The sequence below is a fragment of the Pseudomonas sp. UMAB-40 genome (assembly GCF_900095275.1).
Classification (GTDB): Bacteria; Pseudomonadota; Gammaproteobacteria; order Pseudomonadales; family Pseudomonadaceae; genus Aquipseudomonas; species Aquipseudomonas mandelii_B.
The window spans coordinates 18,236-33,115 of record NZ_LT607569.1; the positions used below are offsets into that span (position 1 = coordinate 18,236).

Consider the following 14,880-nt stretch of genomic DNA (forward strand, 5'->3'; position numbering starts at 1 on the left):
AATTGAGAATCCGGGTTCCGTTTTTTGCAGCCCTGTGATATAAAATGCGCCGCTTTCCGGGGATACCCCGAAAGGCTTAAATCCACACACGTGTCGACACGATGACCTGGGTGCCTTCAGCTGATGCTGCTGGTTGGTCATTGGGATACGTGGAGGCCAAACCCGACTTATTAAGGAACTATCATGTCCCAAGTCAACATGCGCGATATGCTGAAGGCCGGTGTGCACTTCGGTCACCAGACCCGTTACTGGAACCCGAAAATGGGTAAGTACATTTTCGGCGCGCGTAACAAGATCCACATTATCAACCTTGAAAAAACCCTGCCAATGTTCAACGAAGCTCTGACTTTCGTAGAGCGTCTGGCCCAGGGCAAAAACAAGATCCTGTTCGTCGGCACCAAGCGTTCCGCTGGCAAGATCGTTGCTGAAGAAGCAGCACGTTGCGGTTCGCCGTACGTCGATCACCGCTGGTTGGGCGGCATGCTGACCAACTTCAAAACCATCCGTGCTTCCATCAAGCGTCTGCGTGACCTTGAAGTGCAAGCCGAAGACGGTACTTTCGCCAAGCTGACCAAGAAAGAAGCGCTGATGCGCACTCGCGATCTTGAGAAGCTCGATCGTTCCCTGGGTGGTATCAAGGACATGGGCGGTCTGCCAGACGCTCTGTTCGTTATCGACGTTGATCACGAGCGCATCGCGATCACCGAAGCCAACAAGCTGGGCATCCCGGTTATCGGCGTAGTCGATACCAACAGCAGCCCGGAAGGCGTTGACTACATCATCCCAGGCAACGATGACGCAATCCGCGCTATCCAGTTGTACATGGGTTCGATGGCTGACGCAGTCATCCGCGGTCGCAACCACGTTGCTGGCGGCACCGAGCAGTTCGTTGAAGAAGCTCCGGCGGCTGCAGCTGAGTAATTGACGCCCTGGCGTTAACTCAGTAAGCAAAAAGGGGGCTTGGCCCCCTTTTTGCCACCTCGAAAACCGTTTGTGGGCAGCGCAGCTACAGCCTTTGTAACGTGCAGCCGCTAACAAATGGGGTCGGGAAGAATTGATCGCCCGTTTGATCGGGTGGAATGGTTGAAAACCTATCCAAGAGGATTTTGAAATGGCAGAGATTACTGCAGCGTTGGTTAAAGAACTGCGTGAGCGTACCGGCGAAGGCATGATGGATTGCAAAAAGGCCTTGACCAAGGCCGGCGGCGACATCGAAAAAGCCATTGATGACATGCGTGCTTCCGGCGCCATCAAGGCTGCCAAGAAAGCAGGCAACGTAGCTGCTGAAGGCGCGATCGCTCTTAAAGAAGACGGTAAAACCGCCGTTCTGCTGGAAGTGAACTCGCAGACCGACTTCCTGGCCCTGCAAGACGACTTCAAGGCATTTGTTGCTTCCAGCGTTGAAAAAGCGTTCGCTGACAAACTGACTGACGTCGCTCCGCTGATCGAAGCTCAAGAAGCCGATCGCCTGGTTCTGGTCGGCAAGGTTGGCGAAAACGTCAATATCCGTCGCCTGGCTCGCGTTGAAGGTGATGTTGTCGGTGGTTACCTGCACGGCAACAAGATCGGTGTTGCGGTTGTTCTCAAGGGCGGTACCGTTGAGCTGGCCAAAGACATCGCTATGCACGTAGCGGCCACCAACCCTGAATTCCTGCTGCCATCGGAAGTTTCCGCTGAAGCGGTCGAGCGCGAAAAAGGCGTGTTCCTGACCCTCAACGCTGACAAGATCGCTGGCAAGCCAGAAAACATCGTTGAAAACATGGTCAAAGGCCGTATCAGCAAGTTCCTGGCTGAAGCAAGCCTGGTTGAGCAGGCGTTCGTCAAGAACCCTGAAATCAAGGTCGGCGAACTGGCCAAGAAAGCCGGTGCAGAAATCGTATCTTTCACCTACTTCAAAGTAGGCGAAGGCATCGAGAAGCCGGTCGACAACTTCGCTGAAGAAGTTGCTGCCCAGCTGGCTGCCGCCAAGCAATAAGACAGTTTTCAACTGTCGCCCTGAAGAGGCTGCCCGCTCACGCGCGCAGCCTCTTTTCAGATGGGGTACCAATTTTTAATTGGTTTCCTTTTGGAACTGGCTTACAAAGCCATGTTCCGATGGCGCTGAAGCAGCGCCAAGCTAGAGTGAACGCCAGCTGTAAACAGCTCGCAAAGAATTTTTAAAATACGCCGCAGGAGAGATTCGCAATGGCTCAGCAGGGCAGTGGTTATCAGGCTCGCTATAAACGCATTCTACTCAAGCTTAGCGGCGAGGCCCTGATGGGCTCGGAAGAGTTCGGGATCGATCCGAAAGTTCTGGATCGCATGGCGCTTGAAGTCGGCCAACTGGTCGGCATCGGTGTTCAGGTCGGTCTGGTGATCGGCGGTGGCAACCTGTTCCGTGGTGCAGCGCTGAGCGCGGCCGGCATGGATCGGGTAACTGGCGACCACATGGGCATGCTGGCCACTGTGATGAACGCCCTGGCCATGCGCGATGCGCTGGAACGTGCCAATATCTCGGCCATCGTGATGTCGGCCATTTCCATGGTTGGCGTGACCGATCACTACGATCGTCGCAAAGCCATGCGTCACCTGAACGCCAAGGAAGTAGTGATCTTCGCGGCCGGTACCGGTAATCCGTTCTTCACCACGGATTCGGCAGCGTGCTTGCGCGCAATCGAAATCGATGCCGATGTCGTGCTCAAGGCGACCAAGGTCGATGGCGTCTACACCGCTGACCCATTCAAAGACCCGCATGCCGAGAAGTTCGATCATCTGACTTACGATGAAGTGCTGGATCGCAAGCTGGGCGTGATGGATCTGACGGCCATTTGCCTGTGCCGCGACCACAAGATGCCGTTGCGCGTCTTTAACATGAACAAGCCCGGCGCCCTGCTGAACATCGTACATGGCGGCGCTGAAGGGACCCTGATCGAGGAAGGCCAACAATGATCAATGAAATCAAGAAAGACGCTCAAGAGCGCATGAAGAAATCCGTTGAATCGCTGCTGCACAACTTCGGCCGTATTCGTACCGGCCAGGCGCACCCAAGCATTCTTGAGGGTGTGATGGTGCCGTATTACGGTTCCGACACGCCGATCAAGCAAGTGGCGAACATCACGGTCAAAGACGCTCGTACCCTGCAAGTCGTGGCCTTTGAGCGCAACATGCTCGGTGCTGTCGACAAAGCCATCGGTAGCGCGGGTCTGAACCTCAACCCGACCAACCTGGGCGAGTTGCTGCTGATCTCCATGCCGGCCCTGACCGAAGAGACCCGCAAGGGCTTCACCAAGCAGGCTCGTGACGTCGCTGAAGATGCCCGAGTTGCCGTGCGCAACATCCGTCGCGATGCCAACAGCTCGCTGAAGGATCTGGTCAAGGAAAAAGAAATCAGCGAAGACGAAGAGCGTCGCGCCACTGGCGAGATCGACGATTTGACCAAGAAGTACGTGGCTGAAATCGACGCGCATTTGGCACAGAAAGAAAAAGACCTGATGGCCGTATAAGGGTCGCGTTTTCATGGAAAAGACTAAGCAGACTGCGCCGTCCGCGGTGCCGCGCCATGTCGCGATCATCATGGATGGTAATAATCGCTGGGCGAAAAAACGCTTTATGCCGGGTGTCGCCGGGCATAAAGCGGGCGTGGATGCGGTTCGCGCAGTGATTGAGGTGTGTGCCGAGGCCGGGGTCGAGGTATTGACCCTGTTCGCCTTCTCCAGTGAGAACTGGCAGCGCCCGGCCGATGAAGTCAGTGCCTTGATGGATCTGTTCTTCAAGGCGTTGCGTCGTGAGGCCAAGCGCCTCAATGACAACAACATCAGTCTGCGCATCATCGGTGATCGTTCGCGCTTTCATCCTGAGCTTCAGGCGGCCATGCGTGAAGCCGAGGCGATGACCGCCGGTGCCAACCGCTTTGTCTTGCAGATCGCCGCCAACTACGGCGGTCAGTGGGACATCGCGCAGGCCGCACAGCGTCTGGCACGGGAGGTTCAGGCCGGGCACTTGCGTCCGGAGGACATCACCCCGGAGCTGTTGCAGACCTGTCTGGCCACCGGCGATCTGCCGTTGCCGGACTTGTGCATCCGCACCGGCGGCGAACACCGCATCAGTAACTTCCTGCTCTGGCAACTGGCTTATGCCGAGTTGTACTTCTCCGACCTGTTCTGGCCGGACTTCAAACACGACGCCATGCGTAACGCGCTGGCCGATTTCGCTTCTCGCCAGCGCCGCTTCGGTAAAACGAGCGAGCAGGTCGAGGCTGGAGCCCGGGTTTAATGCTCAAACAACGAATCATCACTGCGCTGATCCTGCTGCCGATCGCTTTGTGCGGGTTTTTCCTGCTCGAAGGCACAGGCTTTGCGCTGTTCATCGGGCTGGTCGTGACCCTCGGTGCGTGGGAATGGGCTCGCCTGGCAGGCTTCAATGCCCAGCCGATGCGCGTGGCCTACGCGGTTGTGGTCGCATTGATGCTGTTTGTCATGCACATCCTGCCGGGACTCGCGCCCTGGGTGTTGGGTGCTTCGGTGCTCTGGTGGGGCGTGGCGACGTATCTGGTGCTGACTTATCCGCGTTCCAGCGAGCACTGGTCCAGTGCCGCCTGCAAGCTGGTGATCGGTTTACTGATCCTGCTGCCGGCCTGGCAGGGGCTGGTCCAGATCAAGCAGCAACCCCTGGGTAACTGGTTGATCATGGCGGTGATGGTGCTGGTCTGGGGTGCTGATATCGGCGCGTATTTTTCCGGCCGGGCCTTTGGCAAGCGCAAGCTGGCGCCGCAGGTCAGTCCTGGCAAGAGCTGGGAAGGCGTGTATGGCGGCTTGCTGCTGAGCCTGGTGATTACGGTGATCGTCGGTTTTGTACGCGACTGGAGCTTCGTGCAGATGCTGATGGGCCTGATCGGTGCGGCAGTGATCGTCTTCATCTCGGTTGTGGGCGACCTCACCGAGAGCATGTTCAAGCGTCAATCGGGGATCAAGGACAGCAGTAACTTGCTGCCAGGCCACGGCGGTGTGCTGGATCGCATCGACAGCCTGACGGCCGCGATCCCGGTATTCGCCGTGTTGTTGTGGATGGCTGCACCGTGAGCCGCCCACAACAGATTACCGTCCTGGGGGCGACCGGCTCGATCGGTCTGAGCACCCTGGACGTGATCGCTCGCCATCCCGAGCGTTATCAGGTGTTCGCCTTGAGCGGTTTCACTCGCCTGAGTGAGTTGCTGGCCTTGTGCGTGCGCCACACGCCGAAGTTTGCCGTCGTGCCGGAAGCGGGCGCTGCCCGAACCTTGCAGGACGACTTGCGCGCCGCAGGCCTGTCGACCCGTGTGCTCGCAGGGGAAGAGGGGCTGTGTCAGGTCGCTTCCGACCCAGAGGTCGATGCGGTCATGGCGGCCATCGTCGGTGCGGCGGGCTTGCGTCCGACCCTGGCGGCGGTCGAGGCGGGCAAGAAGATCCTGCTGGCCAACAAAGAAGCACTGGTCATGTCGGGTGCGCTGTTCATGCAGGCCGTGCGTAAAAGCGGTTCGGTGCTGCTGCCGATCGACAGCGAGCACAACGCGATTTTTCAGTGCATGCCGCAGGATTTCGCCCGTGGGCTTGGCGCGGTGGGCGTGCGGCGGATTCTGCTGACAGCTTCTGGTGGTCCGTTCCGACAGACACCGATGGCCGAACTGGCGCATGTTTCCCCTGAGCAAGCGTGCGCTCATCCGAACTGGTCCATGGGTCGCAAGATTTCGGTCGATTCGGCCAGCATGATGAACAAAGGGCTCGAGTTGATCGAAGCCTGCTGGCTGTTCGACGCCAAGCCATCCCAGGTCGAAGTGGTGATTCACCCGCAGAGCGTGATTCATTCGCTGGTCGACTATATCGATGGTTCGGTGCTGGCGCAGTTAGGCAATCCGGACATGCGCACGCCGATCGCCAACGCCCTGGCCTGGCCGGAGCGCATCGATTCAGGTGTGGCGCCGCTGGATCTGTTTGCCATCGCGCGACTGGACTTCCAGGCACCCGATGAAGATCGTTTCCCTTGCCTGCGCCTTGCGCGTCAGGCCGCCGAAGCCGGCAATAGTGCGCCGGCCATGCTCAATGCAGCAAATGAAGTGGCTGTCGCGGCGTTTCTCGACGGGCGGGTTCGCTACCCGGAAATCGCGAGTATCATCGAGGAAGTGTTAAGCCTCGAGCCGGTCGTCGCGGTCGATGATCTCGAGGCGGTGTTTACGGCCGACGCGAAAGCGCGAGTACTCGCCGAACAATGGTTGAGCCGTCACGGGCGGTAAGTGCTGCAATACGTTGACCCATGCGGCACTGGACAGGATTGCGGAGAAAGTAGATGAGCGCGCTCTATATGATTGTCGGCACCCTGGTTGCACTGGGCGTGCTGGTCACCTTCCACGAGTTCGGCCATTTCTGGGTCGCACGTCGCTGTGGGGTCAAGGTACTGCGTTTCTCCGTGGGCTTCGGTATGCCGCTGCTGCGCTGGCACGACAAGAAAGGCACTGAGTTCGTCGTCGCCGCGATCCCGCTGGGCGGTTACGTGAAGATGCTCGACGAACGCGAGGGCGAAGTGCCGGCCGATCAGGTCGATCAATCCTTCAATCGCAAATCGGTCCGTCAGCGCATTGCCATCGTGGCGGCCGGGCCGATTGCCAACTTTCTATTGGCAATGGTGTTTTTCTGGGTGTTGGCCATGCTCGGCAGCGAGCAGGTGCGGCCGGTCATCGGCGCGGTCGAGTCCGGCAGTATCGCCGCCAAGGCCGGTCTGGGTGCCGGTCAGGAAATTATTGCCATCGATGGCGAGCCAACGTCTGGTTGGGCCGCGGTCAATCTGCAACTGGTCCGTCGTCTTGGCGAGAGCGGTTCTCTTCAATTGCTGGTGCGTGAGCAGGGCTCCACGGCGGATTCACCCCGTGAGCTGATGCTGGATAAATGGCTCAAGGGTGCTGACGAACCGGATCCGATTCGTTCGCTGGGTATTCGCCCTTGGCGTCCGGCGTTGCCGCCGGTGCTGGCTGAACTTGATTCGAAAGGGCCGGCACAGGCTGCGGGCCTGAAGACCGGTGATCGGCTGTTGGCGCTGGATGGCAAGTCCCTTGATGACTGGCAGCAGGTGGTCGACACGGTCCGTATGCATCCAGATACCAAAATCATGCTGCGCGTTGAGCGTGATGGTGCTCAAATCGACGTCCCTGTGACCTTGGCCGCTCGCGGCGAGAGCAAGGCGCCCACCGGTTATCTGGGCGCTGGGGTGAAAGCGGTCGATTGGCCACCAGAGATGATTCGCGAAGTCAGTTATGGTCCGGTGGCCGCAATTGGGGAGGGTGCTCGACGCACCTGGACCATGAGCGTACTGACCCTCGATTCGCTCAAGAAAATGTTGTTCGGCGAGCTCTCGGTAAAAAACTTGAGTGGACCGATAACCATTGCTAAAGTGGCGGGCGCTTCTGCCCAGTCGGGTGTCGCTGATTTCCTGAATTTCCTTGCTTATCTGAGTATTAGCCTGGGGGTTCTGAATTTGTTGCCCATTCCTGTACTGGATGGGGGACATTTGTTGTTTTATCTGATCGAGTGGGCGCGTGGTCGTCCCTTGTCGGATCGGGTGCAGGGTTGGGGGATACAGATCGGTATCAGTTTGGTGGTCGGGGTGATGTTGCTTGCTCTGGTCAATGATTTGGGCCGTCTGTAACACTTCGCTGAATTGCGAATCTGCCGCATTTTGCGGCAGTTTGTTTATTGCCAGTTGGAATAAGAAAGGACTTCATGAAACGTCTGCTGCTAACTGCGGTTCTCACCGTATTGATGATCGCCGAAGTTCACGCCGAGTCCTTCACTATCTCTGATATTCGCGTCAATGGCCTCCAGCGGGTCTCCGCGGGTAGCGTCTTTGGTGCTTTGCCGTTAAACGTCGGTGAACAGGCGGATGATCGTCGCCTGGTGGAATCCACTCGTGCGCTGTTCAAAACCGGGTTCTTTCAAGATATCCAGCTGGGCCGCGATGGCAACGTCCTGGTCATCACGGTAGTCGAGCGCCCGTCGGTCGCCAGTATCGAGATCGAAGGTAACAAGGCGATCTCTACTGAAGACCTGATGAAGGGCCTGAAACAATCCGGTCTGGCCGAAGGCGAGATCTTCCAGCGCGCCACCCTCGAAGGTGTGCGTAACGAACTGCAGCGCCAATATGTCGCCCAGGGTCGCTACTCGGCCACCGTCGACACCGAAGTGGTGCCGCAGCCGCGTAACCGCGTCGGCCTGAAGGTCAACATCAATGAAGGCACCGTTGCGGCTATCCAGCACATCAACGTGGTGGGTAACACGGTCTTCCCTGACGAAGACCTGATCGACCTGTTTGAATTGAAGACCACCAACTGGCTGTCGTTCTTCAAGAACGATGACAAGTACGCCCGTGAAAAACTGTCCGGTGACCTGGAGCGTCTGCGCTCCTACTACCTGGACCGTGGCTATATCAACATGGATATCGCTTCGACCCAGGTGTCCATTACTCCAGACAAGAAACACGTCTACATCACCGTCAACGTCAACGAAGGCGAGAAGTACACCGTTCGTGACGTCAAGCTGAGCGGCGACCTGAAAGTCCCTGAAGACCAGGTCAAGTCCCTGCTGCTGGTTCAGAAAGGCCAGGTATTCTCGCGCAAGCTGATGACCACCACGTCCGAGCTGATCACCCGTCGCCTGGGTAACGAGGGTTACACCTTCGCCAACGTCAACGGCGTGCCTCAGCCGCACGATGAAGACCACACGGTGGACATCACTTTCGCTGTCGATCCGGGCAAGCGTGCTTACGTCAACCGCATCAACTTCCGTGGCAACACCAAGTCCGAAGACGAAGTGCTGCGCCGTGAAATGCGTCAGATGGAAGGCGGCTGGGCTTCGACCTACCTGATCGACCAATCCAAGACCCGTCTTGAGCGTCTGGGCTTCTTTAAAGAAGTCAACGTCGAAACCCCGGCAGTACCGGGTGTCGATGACCAGGTTGACGTGAACTACAGCGTTGAAGAGCAGGCTTCCGGTTCGATCACCGCCAGCGTCGGTTTCGCCCAGAGCGCCGGTCTGATCCTCGGTGGTTCGATCACCCAGAACAACTTCCTGGGTACCGGTAACAAGGTCAGCATCGGTTTGACCCGCAGTGAATACCAGAGCCGATACAACTTCGGTTATGTCGACCCGTACTGGACTGCTGATGGCGTGAGCCTGGGTTACAACGCCTTCTATCGCACCACTGACTACAAAGACCTCGATGTCGACGTAGCCAGCTATGCCGTAGACAGCCTGGGTGCTGGTGTCAGCGTCGGTTACCCGATCAGCGAGACTTCGCGTCTGACCTTCGGCCTGACTGCACAACAGGACAAGATCAAGACCGGTCAGTACACCGTTGACGAGATTTTCGACTTCGTTAACCGCGAAGGCGATAACTACCTGAACTTCAAGGCGTCTGCCGGCTGGTCCGAGTCGACGTTGAACAAAGGTGTACTGGCGACCCGCGGCCATTCCCAGAGCTTGACGCTGGAAACCACCACGCCGGGTAGCGACCTGTCGTTCTTCAAACTTGATTATCGTGGTCAGCTGTTCCAGCCAATCACTGAAAACTACACCGTTCGCCTGCACACCGAACTGGGTTATGGCGACGGCTACGGTTCCACCGATGGCTTGCCGTTCTATGAAAACTACTATGCTGGTGGTTTCAACTCGGTTCGTGGCTTCAAGGACAGTACCCTGGGTCCGCGCAGTACACCTAGCCGTGGTCAGGCTGTAACGGGTAACGCCGGTACGCTCGCCGACCCGGACCAGGATCCGCTGCCGTTTGGTGGTAACGTCTTGATGCAGGGTGGTGTCGAGTTACTGTTCCCGCTGCCATTCGTCAAGGATCAGCGTTCCCTGCGTACTTCGGTATTCTGGGATGTGGGTAACGTATTCGATTCCAAGTGCGACAAAACGACGAACGCCAATGTCGGTTCGACCTCTCAAACAGAGTGCAACGACATCAGCCTGAGCAACGTTGCGAGTTCCGTCGGTGTGGGCGTGACCTGGGTCACCGCACTGGGTCCTCTGAGTTTCGCGTTGGCCATGCCGATCAAGAAACCGGATGAAGCTGAGACTCAAGTGTTCCAATTCTCTCTTGGTCAGACGTTCTAAGCGTTTGCCTCAAAATAACGACAATGGATTTTGTAGGAGTGCATCGTGCGTAAGTTGACTCAATTGGTTCTCCTGGCGACCGTACTGGTTGCAGGTCCGGCTTTTGCCGACATGAAAATCGCCGTTCTGAACTATCAGATGGCCCTGCTGGAATCCGATGCTGCCAAGAAATACGCTGTGGATGCCGAGAAGAAGTTTGGCCCGCAACTGTCCAAGCTCAAGACGCTGGAAAGCAGCGCCAAAGGCATCCAGGACCGTCTGATGGCTGGCGGCGACAAGATGCAGCAAGGCGAGCGTGAACGCCTTGAGCTCGAATTCAAGCAAAAGGCCCGTGACTTCCAGTTCCAGTCCAAGGAACTGAACGAAGCCAAAGCCGTTGCCGACCGTGAAATGCTGAAACAGCTCAAGCCGAAACTGGACAGCGCTGTGGAAGAAGTCATCAAGAAAGGTGCTTTTGACCTGGTCTTCGAGCGTGGCGCAGTGATTGATGTCAAACCTCAGTACGACATCACTCGCCAGGTGATCGAGCGCATGAATCAGCTGAAGTAATCCATGACAGCGACTATAAAACTCGGCCAGTTGGCCGAGTTCCTCGGCGCCACGCTACGTGGCGACCCGGAGAAAGAAATTACTGGGCTAGCCACTTTGCAAGAGGCTGGCCCAGCTCAGTTGAGCTTTCTCGCAAACCCCCAATACCGTAAATACCTGGTGGACTGCCGGGCCGCAGCGCTGTTGCTGAAGGCCGCTGACGCTGAAGGTTTTGCCGGCGATGCCTTGGTGGTGCCTGATCCGTATCTGGCCTACGCGCGTATTTCCCATCTGTTCGATCCCAAGCCCAAGGCGCAGGCCGGTATTCACCCGACAGCGGTAGTGGCCGCGGACGCAGTGGTTGATCCGGCGGCGAGCATCGGTGCCTTTGCGGTGATCGAAAGCGGCGCGCGTATTGCTTCCGGTGTGACCGTGGGGGCGCATTGCTTCATCGGTGCCCGTAGCGAAATCGGCGAAGGCGGCTGGCTGGCCCCGCGCGTCACGCTGTACCACGACGTGCGCATCGGCAAGCGGGTAGTGATTCAGTCCGGTGCCGTGCTGGGTGGCGAAGGCTTCGGCTTTGCCAACGAGAAAGGTGTCTGGCAGAAAATCGCCCAGATCGGCGGTGTATTGGTCGGTGATGATGTGGAGATTGGCGTGAATACCGCTATCGATCGCGGTGCGCTGGCCGATACCGTATTGGGTAACGGTGTGAAGCTCGACAATCAGATTCAGATCGCCCACAACGTACAGGTTGGTGATCACACCGCCATGGCCGCGTGCGTGGGGATCTCTGGCAGCACCAAGATCGGCAAGCATTGCATGCTTGCCGGTGGCGTAGGGCTGGTGGGGCATATCGAAATCTGCGACAACGTTTTTATCACCGGAATGACCATGGTGACCCACTCGATTACCGAAAAGGGTTCCTATTCTTCCGGTACGGCGATGCAACCAGCCGCCGAATGGCGCAAAAGCGCGGCCCGTATCCGTCAGCTCGATGACATCGCGCGACGTCTGCGACAGCTGGAAAAGCGTGTAGGGGACGTGACCCCTGACGGTAATGCTTCATCAGATGGCTGATACCATTTCCATATCAAGTGTGCACAGCCGCTAGACTGCCTCCTTGATTTGCTAGAGGAGTGCGCGTCAGTCGCGCGCTCCCAATCTTTACATAGGCTTCCCCCCGAAATGATGGACATCAACGAGATTCGCGAATACCTGCCTCACCGTTACCCGTTCCTGCTGGTGGACCGGGTCGTGGATCTGGATGTGGAAGGCAAGCGCATTCGCGCCTACAAGAATGTCAGCATCAACGAACCGTTCTTCAATGGCCACTTCCCCGCGCATCCAATCATGCCGGGCGTATTGATCATCGAAGCGATGGCTCAGGCTGCCGGTATCCTTGGCTTCAAAATGCTCGACGTGAAGCCTGCCGACGGCACGCTCTATTACTTCGTCGGCTCCGACAAGCTGCGTTTTCGCCAGCCCGTCACTCCAGGCGATCAATTGATCCTCGAAGCTCGTTTCATCAGCTGCAAGCGTCAGATCTGGAAGTTCGAGTGCCAGGCTTCGGTCGATGGCAAGCCAGTCTGCTCCGCTGAAATCATCTGCGCGGAACGCAAACTATGAGTTTGATTGACCCTCGCGCAATCATCGATCCGACGGCCGTTCTGGCCGAAGGTGTCGAGGTCGGCCCTTGGTCGATCGTCGGCGCAGGTGTGGAAATCGGCGAGGGGACAGTGATCGGGCCGCATGTGATTCTCAAAGGCCCGACCCGAATCGGAAAGCACAACCGCATCTACCAGTTTTCTTCGGTAGGCGAGGACACGCCCGATCTGAAATACAAAGGCGAAGAAACACGTCTGGTTATCGGTGACCACAACGTCATCCGTGAAGGCGTGACGATTCACCGTGGGACCGTTCAGGACCGTTCGGAAACGACCCTGGGCGATCACAACCTGATCATGGCCTATGCGCACATCGGCCACGACAGCGTAATCGGCAACCACTGCATTCTGGTCAACAACACCGCGTTGGCTGGCCATGTGCACGTTGAAGACTGGGCGATCCTGTCCGGTTTTACCCTGGTTCACCAGTATTGCCACATCGGCGCCCACAGCTTTTCCGGCATGGGTACCGCCATTGGCAAGGACGTTCCAGCTTACGTCACGGTGTTCGGCAACCCTGCCGAAGCCCGCAGCATGAACTTCGAAGGCATGCGTCGCCGTGGTTTCAGCGAAGACGCGATCCACGCCCTGCGTCGTGCCTACAAGGTGGTTTACCGCCAGGGCCTGACGGTTGAGCAGGCACTCGCCGAGTTGGCCGAACCTTCGGACCAGTTCCCGGAAGTCGCGGTGTTCCGTGATTCCATCCAGTCTTCGACCCGCGGCATCACACGTTAATCATGGCTAATCTGCGTATTGCGCTGGTGGCGGGTGAGGCTTCCGGTGACATTCTGGGCGCGGGCCTCATGCGCGCCCTCAAGGCTCAGCATCCGGCGGTGGAATTCATCGGTGTCGGTGGTCCGCTGATGCAGGCCGAGGGCCTGACTTCGTATTTTCCGATGGAACGGCTTTCGGTCATGGGCCTGGTGGAAGTGCTGGGTCGATTGCGCGAGTTGATGGCGCGTCGCAAAAAGCTGATCGGCGACCTCATCGCCGAAAAGCCGGACGCGTTTATCGGCATCGATGCCCCGGACTTCAATCTCAATATCGAACTCAAGCTGCGTCAGGCCGGGATCAAGACTGTGCATTACGTCAGCCCGTCGGTGTGGGCGTGGCGGCAGAAGCGGGTGCTGAAGATTCGCGAAGGCTGCGACTTGATGCTGACGCTGTTTCCGTTCGAAGCGAAGTTTTATAAAGAAAAAGGCGTGCCGGTGCGGTTTGTCGGGCATTCCCTGGCTGATGCGATCCCGCTTGAAGCTGATCGCTCCGCTGCTCGGGCCGAACTCGGTTTGCCGGAGGGGCCGCTGGTTGCGTTGATGCCCGGCAGCCGTGGTGGCGAAGTCGGCCGCCTCGGTGCGTTGTTCCTCGATACTGCCCAACGCTTGCGGGCCTTGCGCCCCGGCGTTCGGTTCGTCATGCCTTGCGCCAGCCCTGAACGCCGCGCGCAGCTTGAAGAGTTGCTGGCCGGCCGCGACCTGCCGCTGACCCTGCTCGATGGCAAATCCCATCTAGCCCTTGCCGCGTGCGACGCCGTGTTGATTGCCTCCGGCACGGCGACCCTTGAGGCGCTGCTGTACAAGCGGCCGATGGTGGTCGCTTATCGTCTGGCGCCGCTGACGTTCTGGATTCTCAAGCGCATGGTGAAAAGCCCCTACATCTCGTTGCCGAACCTGCTGGCCCAGCGTCTTTTGGTGCCTGAGTTGCTGCAGGACGACGCGACGGTCGAAGCCCTGGCCCAGACCTTGTCGCCGTTGATCGAGGGTGGAGAAGAACAGACCCGCGGCTTCGACGAAATCCACCGGACCTTGCGTCTGGATGCCTCCAACCAGGCGGCGGATGCCGTGCTGAAACTGATTGGCCCAGTACAATGAGTAAAACAAGCATGCAAATGGGGCTGGATTTCACCTTGGTCGCTGAAGTGGAAGATCTGGTTGCCGGTGTCGACGAAGTCGGTCGCGGCCCGCTCTGCGGCGCCGTGGTCACGGCTGCGGTGATTCTCGATCCGAATCGGCCGATTCTTGGTCTGAACGATTCGAAGAAGCTCACCGAAGCCCGCCGCGAAAAGCTCTACGACGAAATCTGCGAAAAAGCCCTGAGCTGGTGCATCGCCCGGGCCGAAGTCGAAGAAATCGACGAGCTGAATATTCTGCATGCCACCATGCTGGCCATGCAGCGTGCGATCGAAGGGCTGCACATCCAGCCAAAACTGGCGATGATCGACGGCAACCGCTGCCCGAAACTGTCCATGCGCGCCGAAGCGGTGGTGCAGGGTGACGGCAAGGTGCCGGCCATCGCTGCGGCATCGATTCTGGCCAAGGTCAGCCGTGACCGTGAAATGGCCGCTTTCGAATTGATTTACCCGGGTTACGGCATTGGCGGCCACAAAGGCTACCCGACACCCGTTCATCTGGAAGCCCTGGCCCGATTGGGGCCAACGCCGATTCACCGTCGTTCTTTTGCCCCGGTGCGCCTGGCTTACGAGGCTCGCGAAAACCTGATCGAGAGTTAGTCGCGAGGCTGATGTTTTACTCAAGGCCCGGTACAATCCGGGCCTTGTTGTCTTCACGTTTCTA

Annotated in this window: 15 protein-coding genes; all 15 read left to right on the forward strand. The window is 58.1% G+C overall.

Annotated elements, in window-relative coordinates:
• Positions 1-183: 183 nt before the first annotated feature.
• The 15 genes from rpsB to rnhB all read left to right on the forward strand — a co-directional run bounded on the left by rpsB (position 184) and on the right by rnhB (position 14,816).
• The gene (gene rpsB / locus K0F88_RS23785) at positions 184-921 is read left to right on the forward strand and encodes a 30S ribosomal protein S2 (RefSeq protein ID WP_007907989.1); all 738 of its coding nucleotides are present in this window, start codon (positions 184-186) and stop codon (positions 919-921) included.
• A gap of 190 nt (positions 922-1,111) precedes the next feature.
• Complete coding sequence (gene tsf / locus K0F88_RS23790) at positions 1,112-1,975, forward strand: translation elongation factor Ts (RefSeq protein WP_010462832.1); 864 nt, start codon at positions 1,112-1,114, stop codon at positions 1,973-1,975.
• A 209-nt stretch (positions 1,976-2,184) separates the two neighbouring features.
• Positions 2,185-2,928, forward strand: coding sequence for a UMP kinase (pyrH, locus tag K0F88_RS23795; protein ID WP_003172271.1), 744 nt, complete (start codon positions 2,185-2,187; stop codon positions 2,926-2,928).
• A complete protein-coding gene (gene frr / locus K0F88_RS23800; protein WP_010462824.1) occupies positions 2,925-3,482 on the forward strand; it encodes a ribosome recycling factor in 558 nt (185 codons plus the stop codon). The genes pyrH and frr overlap by 4 nt, the downstream gene beginning before the upstream one ends.
• A gap of 13 nt (positions 3,483-3,495) precedes the next feature.
• A complete protein-coding gene (gene uppS, locus K0F88_RS23805) occupies positions 3,496-4,251 on the forward strand; it encodes a polyprenyl diphosphate synthase (protein WP_219096748.1) in 756 nt (251 codons plus the stop codon).
• Entirely contained in the window at positions 4,251-5,057 is an 807-nt protein-coding gene (locus K0F88_RS23810) for a phosphatidate cytidylyltransferase (RefSeq protein WP_219096750.1), read from the forward strand. Before uppS ends, K0F88_RS23810 begins: the two co-directional genes overlap by 1 nt.
• Positions 5,054-6,244 carry a 1-deoxy-D-xylulose-5-phosphate reductoisomerase gene (ispC, locus tag K0F88_RS23815; RefSeq protein WP_219096752.1) on the forward strand — a complete coding sequence of 397 codons (1,191 nt, stop codon included), beginning with the start codon at positions 5,054-5,056 and terminating at the stop codon, positions 6,242-6,244. The genes K0F88_RS23810 and ispC overlap by 4 nt, the downstream gene beginning before the upstream one ends.
• A 53-nt stretch (positions 6,245-6,297) precedes the next feature.
• Positions 6,298-7,650 (forward strand): sigma E protease regulator RseP, encoded by a 1,353-nt coding sequence (rseP, locus tag K0F88_RS23820; RefSeq protein WP_219096754.1) that lies wholly within the window; start codon positions 6,298-6,300, stop codon positions 7,648-7,650.
• 74 nt (positions 7,651-7,724) lie between these two features.
• Positions 7,725-10,115: an outer membrane protein assembly factor BamA gene (gene bamA / locus K0F88_RS23825; RefSeq protein WP_219096756.1), complete on the forward strand. Its 2,391-nt coding sequence runs from the start codon at positions 7,725-7,727 to the stop codon at positions 10,113-10,115.
• 45 nt (positions 10,116-10,160) lie between these two features.
• On the forward strand, positions 10,161-10,664 hold the full coding sequence (locus tag K0F88_RS23830) for an OmpH family outer membrane protein (protein WP_010462812.1): 504 nt from the start codon (positions 10,161-10,163) through the stop codon (positions 10,662-10,664).
• Between the two features lie 3 nt (positions 10,665-10,667).
• A complete protein-coding gene (gene lpxD, locus K0F88_RS23835) occupies positions 10,668-11,723 on the forward strand; it encodes a UDP-3-O-(3-hydroxymyristoyl)glucosamine N-acyltransferase (RefSeq protein WP_219096757.1) in 1,056 nt (351 codons plus the stop codon).
• Between the two features lie 108 nt (positions 11,724-11,831).
• A complete protein-coding gene (gene fabZ / locus K0F88_RS23840) occupies positions 11,832-12,272 on the forward strand; it encodes a 3-hydroxyacyl-ACP dehydratase FabZ (protein ID WP_008154051.1) in 441 nt (146 codons plus the stop codon).
• A complete protein-coding gene (gene lpxA / locus K0F88_RS23845) occupies positions 12,269-13,045 on the forward strand; it encodes an acyl-ACP--UDP-N-acetylglucosamine O-acyltransferase (RefSeq protein ID WP_131059164.1) in 777 nt (258 codons plus the stop codon). The genes fabZ and lpxA overlap by 4 nt, the downstream gene beginning before the upstream one ends.
• 2 nt (positions 13,046-13,047) lie before the next feature.
• Positions 13,048-14,178, forward strand: a complete 1,131-nt coding sequence (gene lpxB, locus K0F88_RS23850) for a lipid-A-disaccharide synthase (RefSeq protein WP_219096758.1) — start codon at positions 13,048-13,050, stop codon at positions 14,176-14,178.
• 11 nt (positions 14,179-14,189) lie between these two features.
• Positions 14,190-14,816: a ribonuclease HII gene (rnhB, locus tag K0F88_RS23855; RefSeq protein ID WP_010462803.1), complete on the forward strand. Its 627-nt coding sequence runs from the start codon at positions 14,190-14,192 to the stop codon at positions 14,814-14,816.
• Positions 14,817-14,880: the final 64 nt, after the last annotated feature.